Origin of the sequence: Parahoeflea alexandrii (assembly GCF_027214025.1) — a bacterium.
Classification (GTDB): domain Bacteria; phylum Pseudomonadota; class Alphaproteobacteria; order Rhizobiales; family Rhizobiaceae; genus Hoeflea; species Hoeflea alexandrii_A.
On sequence record NZ_JAPWHB010000002.1, the window covers coordinates 752,650 to 767,279 of the forward strand.

The following is a 14,630-nucleotide window of genomic DNA, read 5'->3' on the forward strand; positions in this document are numbered from 1 at the left end:
GTCGTGTTCCTCACTCAAACGATTTCGCGGATTATTGGCGCAAAGTACGGTCAATGCAAGAAATTTGTTGAACGTTCATTCAATAGCGGACATCGACCGGCGGTCGCACCAGCCTGAAAGATCTGGCAATCGCCGGTGGATTCGCAATGCGGAACCCGGGACCATGGATTGCAGGAACCGGTTTGAACATCGGCTGTTCAACAGGCCGAAAAGCCCGGTTCGCTTCAGAACCGGTCGGCATGGTTTGGGATCAGAAGCCTGAGATGCGCATAGGCGGATTCAATCGCTTCCTCGCGCGTGAGCGGGTGCCCCTGCATATGCATCTGCAGCCACAAGCCGTCGGTGAAGGCATCGATGGACTGCGTCAGCAGTTCGGGGTCCGGTCCTCCCGACATGGCCACGAGATCGCGGCAGCTCGCAAGCATCGCATCGTTGCGCGCGATCTCGGTTTCAACGCAGATCTTGTTGTAGAGCGGCTGCGCACCGGCCTCGCCCCAGAACGAGAACCACAAGGCCAGCTTGGTCCGGCTGCAGATCTCCGGGCTGAAATCGACCCGGACAAGTCCCAAAATGCGCTCAAGAGGATCGGGAGAAGCCATCGCTTCTGTCCAGGCGCGCCGGTATTCCTGCAGCATCCGCGACAGGGTTTCTGCCAACAGGCGTTCCTTGTTCTTGAAATGGAACACCAGCACCCCCTGGGACACACCGGCTACCGCTGAAACGCTGGCGAAAGTCGTGCCGCTGATCCCATGGCGCGCCACGACCTCGACAACAGCCTCGATCACCCGTGCCTGAGTGCGCGTGCTGGTCGGAGACACCTTCTGTGTTTCAGCTCCTTGCGCCATGGCGAATCTCTAGCGCACCGCTCAAAAAGATGACAGAACAAATTTTTTGACTGAACGCTCAGTTTATCCTAGCGTTGATTTTTCCATTCGCCGGGGCGGACCATGAAATATGACGCAATCATCGTAGGCGCCGGCCACAACGGCCTGACAGCGGCCTGCTTCATGGCCCGCGCAGGGTTGAAGACGCTGATCGTCGAAAAGGAGGACCATGTCGGCGGAGCCGCGGTCAGCCTGTCGCTGACGCCCGGCTGGACCTATTCGAACTGCTCCTACGTCTGCTCGCTGCTCAGGCCCGAGATCATCCGCGCGCTGGAGCTGCCCAAACACGGCCTGCAGGTGATCCCCTACGAGGGCGGCGGCGTGTTCAATTCGAAGGGCGACTATTTCGCCTACATGTCGGACCATGACGCGCTGCGCCGGGAACTGATCCGCCACTCTCCCCGCGACGCCGATGGCTACGAGCGCTATTCCCGTGCCGTGATGCGCCAGTGCAAGTTCATCAAGCCGCTGCTGTTGCGCACGGCACCCGACCCCGCGTCGCTCAAACCCCGCGACATCTCCGAGCTGCTCTACATCCTCAAGCGGTTTCACAATCTGGGCCCGCGCGAGATGGCCGAAACCGTCCGCTTCTGGACCATGTCGATCGCCGAGTATCTCGACCAGTATTTCGAAACCCCGATGATCAAGGCCTATATCGCCGGATCCGGCATCATCGGCACCGGCTTGGGCCCCTACTCACCCGGAACGGCCTACGTGCTGCTGCACCATTACATGGGCGAGGTCGACGGCGCGATCGGCGCCTGGGGCTTTGCCCGCGGTGGAATGGGCTCGATCACCCAGGCCATGGCCCGCTCGTTTGAAGCCTCCGGCGGCGAGATCCGCATGGGCTCCGGCCTCGACCATTTCACCGTCAAGGACGGCAAGGTCCGCGGCGTGGTGCTAGAAAACGGCGACGAACTTCAGGCCGAGACAATCGTGTCCGGCATGGATGTCCGCCGCACCTTCATCGATCACACAGACGAAAAGGAACTCCCGCAGGACTTCGTCAAGGGCGTCAAGCGCTATCGGTTCCGTGGCTCGTCGGGCAAACTCAACGTGGCGCTCGATGGCATGCCGAGCTTCACCGGCGCACCCAGGGATGCTTCGTTCCTGCGCGGCGATCTGCACTTCCTCGACGACATGGAAGAGATCGAGCGCGCCTATGACGACTGGAAGGACGGCCGCTGGTCAGCAAGCCCCTATGTCGACTTCCTGATCCCGACCCAGATCGACCCGACCATGGCCCCACCCGGCAAGCACTACGCCACGATCTTCGTGCAATACGCGCCCTATGAGCTGGCGCAGGGCGAGTGGGACGATGCCAACCGCGAGGCCTTCGCCGAGACCGTGATCTCCAAGATCGAGCGCCACAGCCCGGATTTTCGCAAGCTGATCGTCCACAAGGAGATCCGCAGCCCGAAGGACATCGAGGATCAGGTTGGCCTCACCGAGGGCAACATCTTCCAGGGTGAGCTGACCTTCGACCAGCTGCTGTTCAACCGTCCGGTGCCCGGCTACGCCCAGTACCGCTCACCGATCAAGGGGCTCTACATGTGCGGATCCTCCACCCATCCCGGCGGCGGCGTCATGGGCGCGCCCGGCGCCAATGCCGCGCGTGAGGTCCTCGCCGACCTCGGCCACAGGATCGACATGGGGATGTCGGCATGAGCGGGCGCTACGACGCAATCATCATCGGGGCCGGCCACAATGGCCTCGTTGCCGCGGCCCTGCTCGCCCGCAAGGGGCGCAAGGTGCTGGTGCTCGAAGCCCGCGACCATGTCGGCGGCATGCTCGGCGACGCCGACTTTCGCGTTGCGCCTCTGCCCTATGCGCTTCGACCCGAGATCATCAGGCAGCTCGGCCTGCCTCCCCAATTGATGGGAACATCAAGACCGGTCGAGACCATCTCCTTCAATCCCGACGGCGCGCCTGTCACCGTTCTCGGCGGTCGGGCAAGCGGCGTCGACGCCGACATGGCTCCAGCCTACGCGACACTCCATGCCCGCCTCGGCCGTCAGGCAAAGGCGCTCGGCGTGATGATGCTGCAATCCCCTCCCGGCCTCGGCAAGGCAAGTTTCAGTGAAATGGCGGGACTGGCCAGGATGGCCCTGAAGATGCGCCTGCTCGGCAAGACCGAAATGCGCGACCTGTTGCGCATCATCCTGTCCAACGCCTGGGATCTGCTGAACGACGAAATCGGCGACGGTCCCCTGGCGGGATGCCTCGCCATGGACGCCACCCTCGGTGGCGCCATGGGTCCCCGGTCTCCCGGAACGGTGCTCACGCTTCTCTACCGCATGGCCTCGCAATCCTCCCACGGCCACGGCCTGCGGGTCATGCCCGAAGGCGGGCCGGATGCTCTGGTCAAGGCCTTGCGCGAGTGCGTGACCGATGCCGGCGGCGTAATCCGCACCGGTGCGCCGGTGGCGAAAATTCTGGTCGATCAGGACAAGGCGGCAGGCGTGCGGCTTCAGTCCGGCGAGGAGATCGCGGCTGCAACAGTGCTCTCCAACGCCTCCCCCAAGATCACGCTGATGAACCTTCTGGGCGTCGAGCATCTCGACGGCGAATTCGTCCGGCGCAGCCGCAACATGGCGACCATAGGCATGGTCAGCCGCCTCGATTTCGACATCGCACAAATGCCGTCGCTTGGCAGCGGTGGCGAGATCGAGCATGGCCAGAGACTGGTGTTCGCCCCCACCATGCAGGCAATCGAGACCGCCTTCAATGCTGCCAAATATGGCAATCTGCCAGAACGGCCAGTGTTCGAAGCAACCTATGATGCCACCGCCAAACGGTTCTGCGTCACCGCGCAGTTCACGCCCCATGATCTCAAAGGTGGCTGGACCGATGACGCCAAGGAAAAACTCGCAAGCTCGGTCATGGCGGCCTTGGAGGAAGCCCTGCCCGGCCTGACTTCTGCTGTCACAACCCGCCGGGTGATGTCGCCCGTCGATATCGAAACCGGCTATGGCGCGTCGGGCGGGCACTGGCATCACGGCGAATTACGCGTCGACCAGCTATTGATGCTGCGGCCGTTCGACGGCGCGGCCCAGTACCGCATGCCGGTGAAGGGCCTTTACCTGTGCGGCGCCGGCGCTCATCCCGGCGGCGACATTTCAGGCGCACCCGGCTTCAATGCGGCACGCGCAGCACTTCGCAACGGGGGACACTGAGATGGCTGCCAAGGCAAAACCGGTTCCACAGGTGGCGCTCGGGCTCGAACCCGGCCCGTTCCATGATCGCCTGGTTGAGCACAACCGCCAGCAGTCCTGGGTCAACTGGATGGGCTATGCCTCTCCGTCGGTGCTCGACACTGTCGAGTTCGAGTATTTCGCCATCCGCAACCAGTCCACACTCTTCGACATCTCGCCGATGTGCAAATACACGATCACCGGACCGGACGCCGAAGCCGTGGTCAACCGGCTGGTGACCCGCGACATCCGCAAGCTCAAGCCGGGCCGCGTCGCCTACTGCATCTGGTGCGATGAAGACGGCAACGTTGTCGATGACGGCACTGTCTTCCGCCTCTCAGGGACCGAATTCCGGCTCTGCTGCCAGGAGCCGCAACTGTCCTGGCTCGAAGACATCGCCTGGGGCTTTGATGTCGCGATCACCGATGTCACCCGCGACATCGCCGGGCTGGCGCTTCAGGGCCCGACCAGTTTCGCCCTTCTCAAGGATCTGGGGTTAGCCGGCATCGAGACGCTCAAGCCGTTCGGGATCGCGGACTTCAGGATTGACGGCGCCGATGTCACCATCTCGCGCACCGGCTTCACCGGCGATCTCGGCTATGAGCTCTGGATGAACCCCGCTGACGCCCTCAAGGTCTGGGACGCGCTGATGGATGCCGGAAAGCTCCGTGGCTTGCGGGTCATTGGCTACGAAGCGCTGGAGATGGCCCGCATCGAGGCAGGTTTCCTCTTGCCGAAGGTCGATTTCCTGTCGTCGCAGACGGTGCTCAGGGCGGATAGGGCCAACACGCCCTACGAGCTCGGCCTCGAATGGCTGGTAGCGCTCGACAAGCCGCACTTCAACGGCCGCCGCGCCCTTCTCGACCTGTCGAAACAGACGCCGCGCCGCAAGCTTGTGGCGATCGAGATCGAGCGCGACAAGCCCGCCCACAATGCGCTGGTCTATCACAAGAAGACCCGCGAGGTCGGCCAGGTCACATCTGCCTTGTGGTCGCCGACCTGCAAGCGCAACATCGCCTATGCCTGGCTTGAAGCGCCCTTTGGCCAGTCGGTCACCGACAATCTCTGGGTGGAGATCTACCTGCAGAAGGAGATCCGGTGGCAGCGGCGCATGGCAAGATGCCAGCTGGTTCAGAAGCCGTTTTTCGTGCACCCAAGGCGCACCGCCACTCCACCGGCCGACTACTAGGCAAGGCAGCCACCCATGCAGCCGATCAAGCCGGAAACAGAGGAAGATAAATGGCAGCTCGCGCTGCTGACGCTGCCGCTCGGAGAGTCCGGATCAGGCATGGTCCGCTATGGCGCGGCGATGTATTTCTACCACCGCGGAATGCTCGACACCGACACGCTCGAAGCCCACCGGATCTGCTGCAATCTCGATTCCGAGGACCCGAAGGCCGTCGTCCGATCCCGCGCCGGCAACAAAACCGGTTGACTCCCCCTGTCTTCAACGAATACCAAAATCTTCAATATTTTCCGGTTTGTTGGAGATCCCGGTGTTCGGTTTCAAGAATGACGATGCGGCAACTGTCGTCCAGTTCATTGCCGAGCAGGTGCGACGGGACATTTCCTTCGGCGTCCTGCCGCCCGATTCCCGGCTCAAGATCGAAGACCTGCGCCAGCGTTACGGCGGCAGCGCCCATTCCTTCCGCGAGGCGCTGACGCTGCTTGCCAATGAAGGCATCGTCGAAGCCAGCACACAGCGCGGCTTTCGCGTCGCGTCCGCCTCCCAGGCCGATCTGGAGGACGTGACGCGACTGCGCGCCGAGATCGAGGGCCTCGGCCTCAAATGGTCGATGAAGCACGGCGCCGTACGCTGGGAGGGAGAACTGATCGCTGCCCGCCACGCCGTTGATCGCGCCGACCGGATGGTCATGGACGATATCGACGCGCTCGCGCTCGAATGGGACGAGGCCAATCACGAATTTCACGCGATCCTGGTCTCGCGCTGCAATTCACCGCGGCTGATCGATTTCCAGTCCCGGCTGTTCTTTGAAAGCCGCCGGTTCCGTTTTGCCGCGCTCAAGGAACGCGGCATCAGGCCCGACGATCTGATGGCCATGCGCGGAAGGCTGGTCGAAGCAGTCCTTGCGCATGACGAACCACAGGCGGTACAGGCGCTGGAAAAACTCATACTGGAGCCATTGGGCAACCCGTGAAACCAGGACCCGCGTGCGGGAGGAGTGTCATGCCAGCACGCGGACTTAGAACAATCGACACAGGATCAATGGGAGGATCACATGATCAAGACGACACGCAGAACAGCACTTTCCATGTTTGCCGCGACCGCCATCGGGCTGGTGACGGCAGCCGGACTGTCCACCGCGGCGCAGGCAGCCGATGCCATCAAGATCGGCATCCTGTCGCTCACGTCCCATTCACCGAGCATCATCGCCGAGGGCAAGGGCTACTTCACGGAACAGGATCTCGACGTCGAATTCGTCAGCTTCCAGGCCGCCCAGCCGATGGCCATTGCAATCGCCTCGGGTGACATCGATTTCGGCATGACCGCCATTTCCGGCGGCCTCATCAGTCTGGCCGAAAAAGGCGCCGTGCGCATCATCGGCGGAGCCCTGCAGGAAACGCCCGAGATCTCCGGCCAGAAGATCCTCGCCTCCAAGGCTGCCTATGATGCGGGCCTCACCAGCCCCGACAAGCTGGCCGGGCATACTTTCGGCGTCACCACCCCCGGCTCGTCGTTCCACTACATGGCGCACAAGATCGCCGACAAGTCCGGCTTTGACCGCTCGGAACTGAAGATCACCCCGATGCAGAAGGTGCCGGCGGTGATTGCCGCGCTGAAGTCGGGCCAGATCGACGCCTGGTCGATCGTCCCCAACATTGCAGGCGCGCTGACCAAGGGTCCCGAAGTCGTCGAGATCGGCAAGGTGTCCGACTACATCGACAACTACCAGGTCACCACCGTCTTCACATCGACGAAGAACGTCACCGAGAACCGCGATCTGGTCACCCGCTTCCTCGCCGGGCTGTCCAAGGGGATCGCCGACTACAACGCCGCCCTGGTCGACAAGACCATGAGCGCCGATGAAGTCGCAGAGATCACCGGCATGGTGCACAAATATGTCTATGCCGACCAGCCGATCGAAAAGGCAGGCCCGCGCATTGCGGCCGGCGCCATGCGCATCAATGAAGGCGCGAAGCTCAACATCGCCAGCGTCGAGGATCAGCTGGCCTGGTTCCAGTCCGAGAAGCTCGCGCCCGAAGGCGTCACCATGGCCGACCTCGTCGACACCAGCTTCGTCGAGAGCTATTGATCGGTTGAACCGAACAGGTCACGACCGCACCCCGCAGCCGCTTGTGCTGCGGGGCGCCCTTTCCGACCCGAACTCAGGATGCCGAGACAATGGAACTGATCCTTGATCACGTCAGCCATTCCTATGGAGACGTCGAAGTCTTGAGCGACATCTCCCTGTCGGTCGGCTCCGGCGAGATCGTCTGCATCGTCGGCCCTTCGGGCTGCGGCAAGTCGACCCTTTTGCGTATTCTGGGCGGGCTGGAAAAGCCCGATCACGGCGCGGCCCTGATCGCCGGCGAGCCGCCGTCCGACAGCCTCAACCCGCTCACCTATGTGTTCCAGGACTTTGCCCTGCTGCCCTGGCGTACGGTCGAGGGCAACATCAGCCTGGTGCTTGAAGATCACTCGGTACGTAAGGACAAGGCGCGCGCCATCATCACCGACGTGCTGGCCCGCACCAAGCTCTCGGAATTTGCCAATGCCTGGCCAAGGCAACTCTCCGGCGGCATGAAGCAGCGCGTCGCCATCGCCCGGGCGCTGTCGGTCAATCCGGCCGTGATGCTGATGGACGAGCCGCTGTCGGCGCTCGACAGCCAGACCCGTGAATTGCTGATGGACGATCTCATCGAGCTCTGGGGACAGGTCGGCTTCTCCGCCTGCTACATCACCCACAATCTGGCCGAAGCCGTGCGGCTGGGTCACCGCATCGTCATGCTGTCGCGCAGGCCCGGAAAGATCCGCGAGATCGTCGACATCGACATTCCTTTGAGCGAGCGCATCAACCATCCCGCAGAGACGTCCGCCATCCAGCGCAGGCTGTGGGAGGCCATGCGTGACGAGGCCCGCGCCGCCGACCGGGAGCTCTCCGATGTCGCTTGATGCCACCAATGAAATCGAGACCCGGACGAGGCGCAATACCAGCGATCTGCAGCAAAGCCGGAAGGGCCTGGTCAAGCCGGTGCCGTTCCGCGGTGGTGGCTTTGTCCATACCCGGCACCGCCTGATTGCCCCGCTCCTGTTCGTTGTCCTTGTGATCCTCTGGGAGGTCGGCTCGCAGACCGGCTTCATTTCCAACATCGCCCTGCCCGCCCCGTCCGAAGCGGCCGGCGCCATGTCCGATCTGTTCGAAACCGGCATGATCTGGAAGCATCTCTCGGCGAGCCTCTACCGGCTGGTGATCGGTTGGAGCCTCGGCAGCCTGATCGGCGTCTTTGTCGGCCTCGCCATCGCCCTGTTCTCGCTGGTTCGCGCCGGCGTTTCGCCCTTCATCTCGGCCCTGTTCCCGATCCCGAAGATCGCGCTTCTGCCGCTGTTCATCATCTGGTTCGGCATCGGCGAGGGCTCCAAGGTCGCCACCATCCTGTTCGGCGTGTTCTTCCCCACCGTCATCGCCACCTATGGCGGGGTCGACAATGTCGACCGTAACCTGATCCGCATGGGCCAGTCCTTCGGCCTCTCGTGGATGTCGATCGTCCGCAAGATCATCATCCCCGGCGCCCTGCCCGCGATCCTGTCAGGCTTCCGCATCTCGGCCTCGATCGCCATCATCCTGCTGGTCGCGGCTGAAATGATCGGCGCCGAATACGGCATCGGCGCCTACATCCTGATGGCGGGCGCGCTGTTTGCCACCGACCAGCTGATCGCCGGCGTCGCGATGCTCTCGGTGCTTGGCCTGACCGTCGGCTGGCTGATCAGCCGGGCGGAACGGCTGCTGCTGAGCTGGCGCGCCTGATAATCCCGTCAGCGAGCGAAAGCGGGCGGCGGTTTGATCCTTGTCATGGACTGGCGAACCGGGTGACGGCAAATCTCTCATCGAGAACCAATCAAGGAGCGAGATCAAATGGTCGACATGTCCGGAGCCGAACCTGACCGGCTGGAGAATTTTCCCGTCACTTTCTTTGCCGTCATGATGGGCCTTCTCGGACTGGCCCTGTCGATGACCGCGGCGGAAAAGGCAGCGGGATCGGCAGGCAACGTCTCGCAATTCATTCTCGGCGCGGCGGTGGCCGTATTTGCCGTTCTGGCATTCTTTTACGCACTGAAGCTTGTGCGGCATCCCGCTGCCGTCCGCGCTGAATGGAACCATCCCGTCCGTATCGCCTTTTTCCCGACGATCTCGATCTCGCTGTTGCTGCTCGGCACTGCTCTGGCCCCGCGGGTGCCGGGGGCCGCTTATGTGATCTGGAGCATCGGTGTCGCCGCCCAGGCCATGCTGTCGCTGAGTGTCATCGCCAACTGGATCGGCCACCGCTCCTTCCAGCCGCTGCACCTGTCCCCGGCCTGGTTCATCCCGGCTGTCGGCAACGTGCTGGTCCCGCTCGCCGGCGTCGAATTTGGCATGACCGAAGTGTCCTGGCTGTTCTTCTCGGCAGGCCTGCTGTTCTGGATCGTGCTGCTGACGCTGGTGATGAACCGCCTGATCTTTCACGAACCGCTGCCGGCGCGGCTGATGCCGACGCTGGTGATCCTGATTGCCCCGCCCGCGGTGGCCTTTGTCGCCTGGGTGCGGCTGACAGGCGATGTGGACGCCTTCGCCCGCGTACTCCTGAACACCGGCTACGTCTTCGCCTTGATCGTACTGACCCAGGCCCCGCGCTTCTTCCGGCTACCTTTCGCGCTGTCCTGGTGGGCGCTGACGTTCCCGGTGGCCGCCCTGTCGGTCGCCTCCTTCGTCTTCGCCCACGAAACCGGATCCTACGGCCACCGCCTGATCGGCTTCGCGCTGACTGTCTGCCTGGCCTTTGCCGTTGCGACGCTGGTAGTGCGCACCGCCCAGGCAATCCGCGCCAAGCAGATCTGCCGACCGGAATAGACCAATCGAACCGGCACCTCGCCCATGACAAAGGGCCCCGGGATGGTTACATCCCGGGGCCCTTTGAACAGGTCATCACGCGAATAAAGGAAGCCGCTACTCCGCAGCCTCACTCCGTGCGGCCGGCAGGCCCTGCGTGCCGCCAAGCCCGACACGGGCTTTCATCCGTTGCCACCAGGCCGTGATCTTGCTGTCCTTCGAACGGGTGACGATCATCAGGAGCGATGGCGTCACCACCAGCGTCAGGATGGTCGAGAACGCCAGGCCGAAAACGATCGCGCTCGACAGCGAGACCCACCACTGCGTCGACGGCGCGCCATAGGTGGTCTCATGCGCCATGATTTCCAGATTGAATCCGAAAGCAATCGGCAGCACGCCGAGGATCGCGGTGACAGCGGTGAGCACCACAGGGCGGGCGCGCTCGCGGCAGGTTTCGAGAATGGCGTCGAGCTTGTCGCTGCCCTCACGCCTGAGATGATCATAAGTATCGATCAGCACAATGTTGTTGTTCACCACCACGCCAGCAAGCGCGATGATGCCGATCCCGGTCATCACGATCCCGAGCGGCTGGCCCATGATCAAGAGCCCCAGGAACACGCCGATGGTCGACATCACCACCGCCGACAGCACCAGCGCCACCGACAGGAAGTTGTTGAACTGGGCCAGAAGCACGACAAAGATCAGGAAGATAGCCGCACCGAACGCCTTGCTCAGGAATTCACCGGCTGCCTTTTGCTCCTCATCCTCGCCCGCCAGTTTCCAGCGGATCCCCAACGCGTTGAGATCGGCTTTCTCCAATTCGGCAACAATGCCCTGGCGCAACGGATCGGCCTGGATACCTTCGCTGATCCCGGCCTGAACGGTGATGGTGCGCACCCCGTCGATCCGGGTCAGCGTGCCGACGCTGGCCGCCGGTTCGCGGGTGACAAAGTTGGAAATCGGCACCGAGCCCTGGCTGGTCTCGATCCTAAGATCGTCAAGGGTCGAAAGCGTCCGCCGGTCTTCGGGCAGCCTGAGCCTGATATCGACGGCATCGTCGGCGCCGGCCGGACGATAATCGGTCAGCTTCAGCCCGGTTGTGACGAGCTGCACCACGGTGCCGACCGAAGCCGGGCCGATGCCATAGCGGGCGGCGACCGACCGGTCGACCTTGATCTCCCAGTCGACTCCGGGCGGCGGCAACCCGTCGGAAATATCGATCACGCCCGGCGTCTGCTTGAGCTGCGCCGCGACCTTGCGCGCCACCTCGGCGAGACCGGAGGGATCGGCGGCAGACAGCTGGATCTGGATCGCCTTGCCGGTCGGCGGACCGCCCTGCGGCACCTGGACCTCGATGTCGACGCCGGGGAATCCCGTCAGTTCGCGGCGGAAATCATCAAGGATCTCGCCTGCCGGCTTGCGCTCGCGCCAGTCGACAAACTCGTACTGGATCACGCCCACCACGTCTTCGGCCACATCGTTGCCGCCGCCGCTGACCTTGCCGACGCGGGTGTAGACGCTGGTCAGGTCCGGCCAGCCGATAATCCGGTTCTCGACCATGCGGACAGCCGCATCCTTCTCGTCAAGAGAGAGGTTGCCACGCGCATGTACGTAAAGCAGGCCGTAATCGGGCTCGACATTGGGGAAGAATTCGACGCCTTTGCCGTACTTGCCGTAGACGACCGGCACCACGACCAGCGCCGCCAGCGTGAAGAACACCACGATGAACGGATGCCGGACGGCGCGCGCCACGAACCGCATGTAGAGCCCGTCGCGCTTGGGGCCATCCTCGACGGTCGGTTTGGCGAACATCGCCCCCAGCGTCGGCGTGAACACCAGCGCATAGAGCAGCGAGGCCGAAAGCGTGGCGATCAACGTGATCGGCATGTATTTCATGAACTCGCCGACCATCCCGGGCCAGAACAGCAGCGGCGAGAAGGCCGCCACGCGCGTCAACGTCGCCGCCACAACCGGCCCGGCCATACGCTTGGCCGCCAGTGAGAATGCCTCTCTCCGGTGCATGCCCTCGCTCATCCGCCGTTCGGCGAATTCGGTGACGATGATCGCGTCATCGACCAGCATGCCGACAGCGAGGATCAGGCTGAACAGGACGACGATGTTGACCGTCAACCCGGCAAGTGACAACGCCAGGATCCCCATCAGGAACGACGCCGGAATGGCAAAGCCGATCAGCAAGGATGCCCGGCCCGACAGCGCGTAGAGGATGACGATGAACACCAGGATCACCGCCGTCAGCACCGAGTTCTGCAGGTCGCTGAGCAATTGCCGGATCGAGGTCGATTTGTCCTGGCTGAATCCGATCTCGGCGCCCTCGGGCAGCAGCGTCTTGAACTCATTGGCCACCACCTTGACCGCATCCACCGTCTCGATCAGGTTCGCGCCGGTGCGCTTGGACACTTCGATGGCGATGGCCGGCTTGCCGTTGAGCCGCGTGATCGTCTCCGCGTCCTTGAAGGTCGAGCGGATGGTGGCGAGATCGCGTGCCCGCACTACCGCGTTTGAGCCGGCGATGATCGGCAGGTTGGCGACATCCTCGGCGGTTTCGATCAGCAGCGGCACCTTGACCGCATAGTGACCCTCAACGCCTTCCAGCGCACCGGCGGCCACCACGGAGTTCGAGGCATTGACACCGGCGATCAGCTGATCGAGCTGCATCCCGTAGGATGACAGCTTGACCGGATCGATGATCACCTCGACCAGATCGTCGCGCGCGCCCTGCAGCGACGCATCGAGCACCCCGTTGACTTCCTCGATCCGGTCGCGCAATTCACGCGCCGCCCGGGTCAGCGCGCGCTCGGGCACGTCGCCGGCAAGCGTGACCACCAGCACCGGAAATTCGGAGATGTTGACCTCGTTGACGGTCGGTTCATCCGCACCTTGCGGCAGGTCCGGCTTGGCGTCCGATACCTTGTTGCGCACATCGTCGAGCGCCTTGGAAAGATCGGCGCCGGCCATGAATTCGATGATCACGTTGCCGCCGCCCTGATAGGCGGTCGAACGCATCTCCTTGATGCCGGTGATGTTCTTGAGCTTGGTCTCGACCGGCCTGAGCAACAGCCGCTCAGAATCCTCCGGCGAGATCCCGGAATAGCCGAGGCTCACATAGATGATCGGGATCTGGATGTCCGGCTCGGCTTCCTTTGGAATCGAGATATAGGACATCGTTCCCGCGACAATCAGGAACAAAAGAACCGCCAGCGTCAATCGCGCATTGCGGATGGCGACATCGACGAAATTCATTGCGACCGCTCCGCAGTGGTGACGGTCGAACCGGTGATCAGGGTAGAGTCAGCCGGCACCGCATTGACCACCTCGCCGTCACTGACCAGATCCTGGCCGGCAACGATGATCTTGGCATTCTGCGGAACCCCGCTCAGCACCAAGCCCGCGGGTGAGTCGTCGATCAGGTCGATCGGCACGAAGCCAACCGTGTTGTCGGCATTGAGGATACGCAAGCCGAGATTGCCGGCCGCATCCAGCGTCACCACCGAGCGCGGCAGCTTGACGGCCTGCACGGCTTCGGACTTGATCATGATTTCCGCGGTCATGCCGGCCGGGAGCTTGTTGTCCGGGTTGGCAATGGCAACCTCGATCGGGAACGTCCGTGTGCCCGCGGTCGCTTCAAGACTGACGTGCCGCACGATCCCGGAGACAACGTCCCCGCTGATCAACCTCACGTCGGCCTCGCTTCCGACGCTGACAGAGGAGATCTCGCGCTCGCTGACTTCGCCAAGCGCCACCACCGGATCAAGCTGCAGCAGCACCGCCGCCGCTTCACCCGACGGCAGCCAGCTGCCTTCCTCGACCATCACCTGGTCGATGATGCCGGAAAACGGCGCCACCACGGTCAGGCGATCGAGATCAGCCTGCGCCGCTTCCAGTTGAGACCGCGCCGAGGCCAGCGCCGAACGGGCGCTGTCGCTCTGCGTCGTCGGAGAAATCCCGTTCTTGACCAGACGTTCGATGTTCTCGGCTTCCTTCTGGCGCTGGTCCAGCAGCGCTTTCGCGGTCTCCACCATCGCCCGCTTTTCAGCGCCATCCAGCACCAGCACCACGTCGCCAGCCTGAACCCTGTCGCCCTTCTTCACCTTCAGTTCGCCGAGAATCCCGGCACTGCGGGTGGCAAGCGTCGTGCGCTTGTCCGGGCTTGTCACGCCCGAGATCCGGATGATGCGGTTGTGCTGGACAAAATCCGGCTCGATCACCGCCACGGTGCGCAATACCTTTTCCGCAGGGGCCGCAGCCTGGGTGGACTGAGGCTCGTCACCGGGCGTTTCGTTTGCAGCGCTGCCAATTGACGAAAACTCGCCCGTCAGTACCCATGCGGCCGATACAGCCAGCACCACGAATGCTGCGACGGTGTGAAACCTTGGCTTGGCCATAGCGAACCTGCTCTCAAATTAGTTCTGCGCAGAGGCACATCACAATCCGGATTGCCTGATAACGCGCATGTTGGCTGCAAATCGATTGAAATCGGATACCTG

At 63.0% G+C, this 14,630-nt stretch carries 12 protein-coding genes; 9 read left to right on the plus strand and 3 right to left on the minus strand.

Features of this window, described 5'->3' with window-relative positions; translation table 11 throughout:
• Positions 1 to 224: 224 nt before the first annotated feature.
• Complete coding sequence (locus O4H62_RS09790) at positions 225 to 845, minus strand: TetR family transcriptional regulator C-terminal domain-containing protein (protein WP_269387339.1); 621 nt, start codon at positions 843 to 845, stop codon at positions 225 to 227.
• Positions 846 to 947: 102 nt separating this feature from the next.
• Between O4H62_RS09790 and O4H62_RS09795 the strand changes: the two genes are divergently transcribed.
• From O4H62_RS09795 to O4H62_RS09835, 9 genes are all read left to right on the plus strand, one after another.
• Positions 948 to 2,552: a phytoene desaturase family protein gene (locus O4H62_RS09795; RefSeq protein WP_269387341.1), complete on the plus strand. Its 1,605-nt coding sequence runs from the start codon at positions 948 to 950 to the stop codon at positions 2,550 to 2,552.
• Positions 2,549 to 4,060, plus strand: coding sequence for a phytoene desaturase family protein (locus tag O4H62_RS09800; RefSeq protein ID WP_269387342.1), 1,512 nt, complete (start codon positions 2,549 to 2,551; stop codon positions 4,058 to 4,060). The genes O4H62_RS09795 and O4H62_RS09800 overlap by 4 nt, the downstream gene beginning before the upstream one ends.
• Before the next feature lies 1 nt (position 4,061).
• Positions 4,062 to 5,267, plus strand: a complete 1,206-nt coding sequence (locus O4H62_RS09805; protein ID WP_269387344.1) for an aminomethyltransferase family protein — start codon at positions 4,062 to 4,064, stop codon at positions 5,265 to 5,267.
• Between the two features lie 15 nt (positions 5,268 to 5,282).
• Positions 5,283 to 5,513 (plus strand): hypothetical protein, encoded by a 231-nt coding sequence (locus tag O4H62_RS09810; protein WP_269387345.1) that lies wholly within the window; start codon positions 5,283 to 5,285, stop codon positions 5,511 to 5,513.
• Between the two features lie 61 nt (positions 5,514 to 5,574).
• Positions 5,575 to 6,237: a GntR family transcriptional regulator gene (locus O4H62_RS09815; protein WP_269387347.1), complete on the plus strand. Its 663-nt coding sequence runs from the start codon at positions 5,575 to 5,577 to the stop codon at positions 6,235 to 6,237.
• 81 nt (positions 6,238 to 6,318) lie between these two features.
• Positions 6,319 to 7,353: an ABC transporter substrate-binding protein gene (locus tag O4H62_RS09820; RefSeq protein WP_269387348.1), complete on the plus strand. Its 1,035-nt coding sequence runs from the start codon at positions 6,319 to 6,321 to the stop codon at positions 7,351 to 7,353.
• Positions 7,354 to 7,442: 89 nt separating this feature from the next.
• The gene (locus O4H62_RS09825) at positions 7,443 to 8,213 is read left to right on the plus strand and encodes an ABC transporter ATP-binding protein (protein WP_269387349.1); all 771 of its coding nucleotides are present in this window, start codon (positions 7,443 to 7,445) and stop codon (positions 8,211 to 8,213) included.
• On the plus strand, positions 8,167 to 9,066 hold the full coding sequence (locus tag O4H62_RS09830; protein ID WP_269387350.1) for an ABC transporter permease: 900 nt from the start codon (positions 8,167 to 8,169) through the stop codon (positions 9,064 to 9,066). Before O4H62_RS09825 ends, O4H62_RS09830 begins: the two co-directional genes overlap by 47 nt.
• A gap of 108 nt (positions 9,067 to 9,174) precedes the next feature.
• Complete coding sequence (locus O4H62_RS09835; RefSeq protein ID WP_269387352.1) at positions 9,175 to 10,146, plus strand: SLAC1 anion channel family protein; 972 nt, start codon at positions 9,175 to 9,177, stop codon at positions 10,144 to 10,146.
• Between the two features lie 96 nt (positions 10,147 to 10,242).
• Here O4H62_RS09835 and O4H62_RS09840 read toward each other — a convergent pair whose 3' ends face one another.
• Both O4H62_RS09840 and O4H62_RS09845 read right to left on the minus strand, forming a co-directional pair.
• Positions 10,243 to 13,386 (minus strand): efflux RND transporter permease subunit, encoded by a 3,144-nt coding sequence (locus tag O4H62_RS09840; protein ID WP_269387353.1) that lies wholly within the window; start codon positions 13,384 to 13,386, stop codon positions 10,243 to 10,245.
• Positions 13,383 to 14,528 (minus strand): efflux RND transporter periplasmic adaptor subunit, encoded by a 1,146-nt coding sequence (locus tag O4H62_RS09845; protein WP_269387354.1) that lies wholly within the window; start codon positions 14,526 to 14,528, stop codon positions 13,383 to 13,385. Before O4H62_RS09845 ends, O4H62_RS09840 begins: the two co-directional genes overlap by 4 nt.
• Between the last annotated feature and the right edge of the window lie 102 nt (positions 14,529 to 14,630).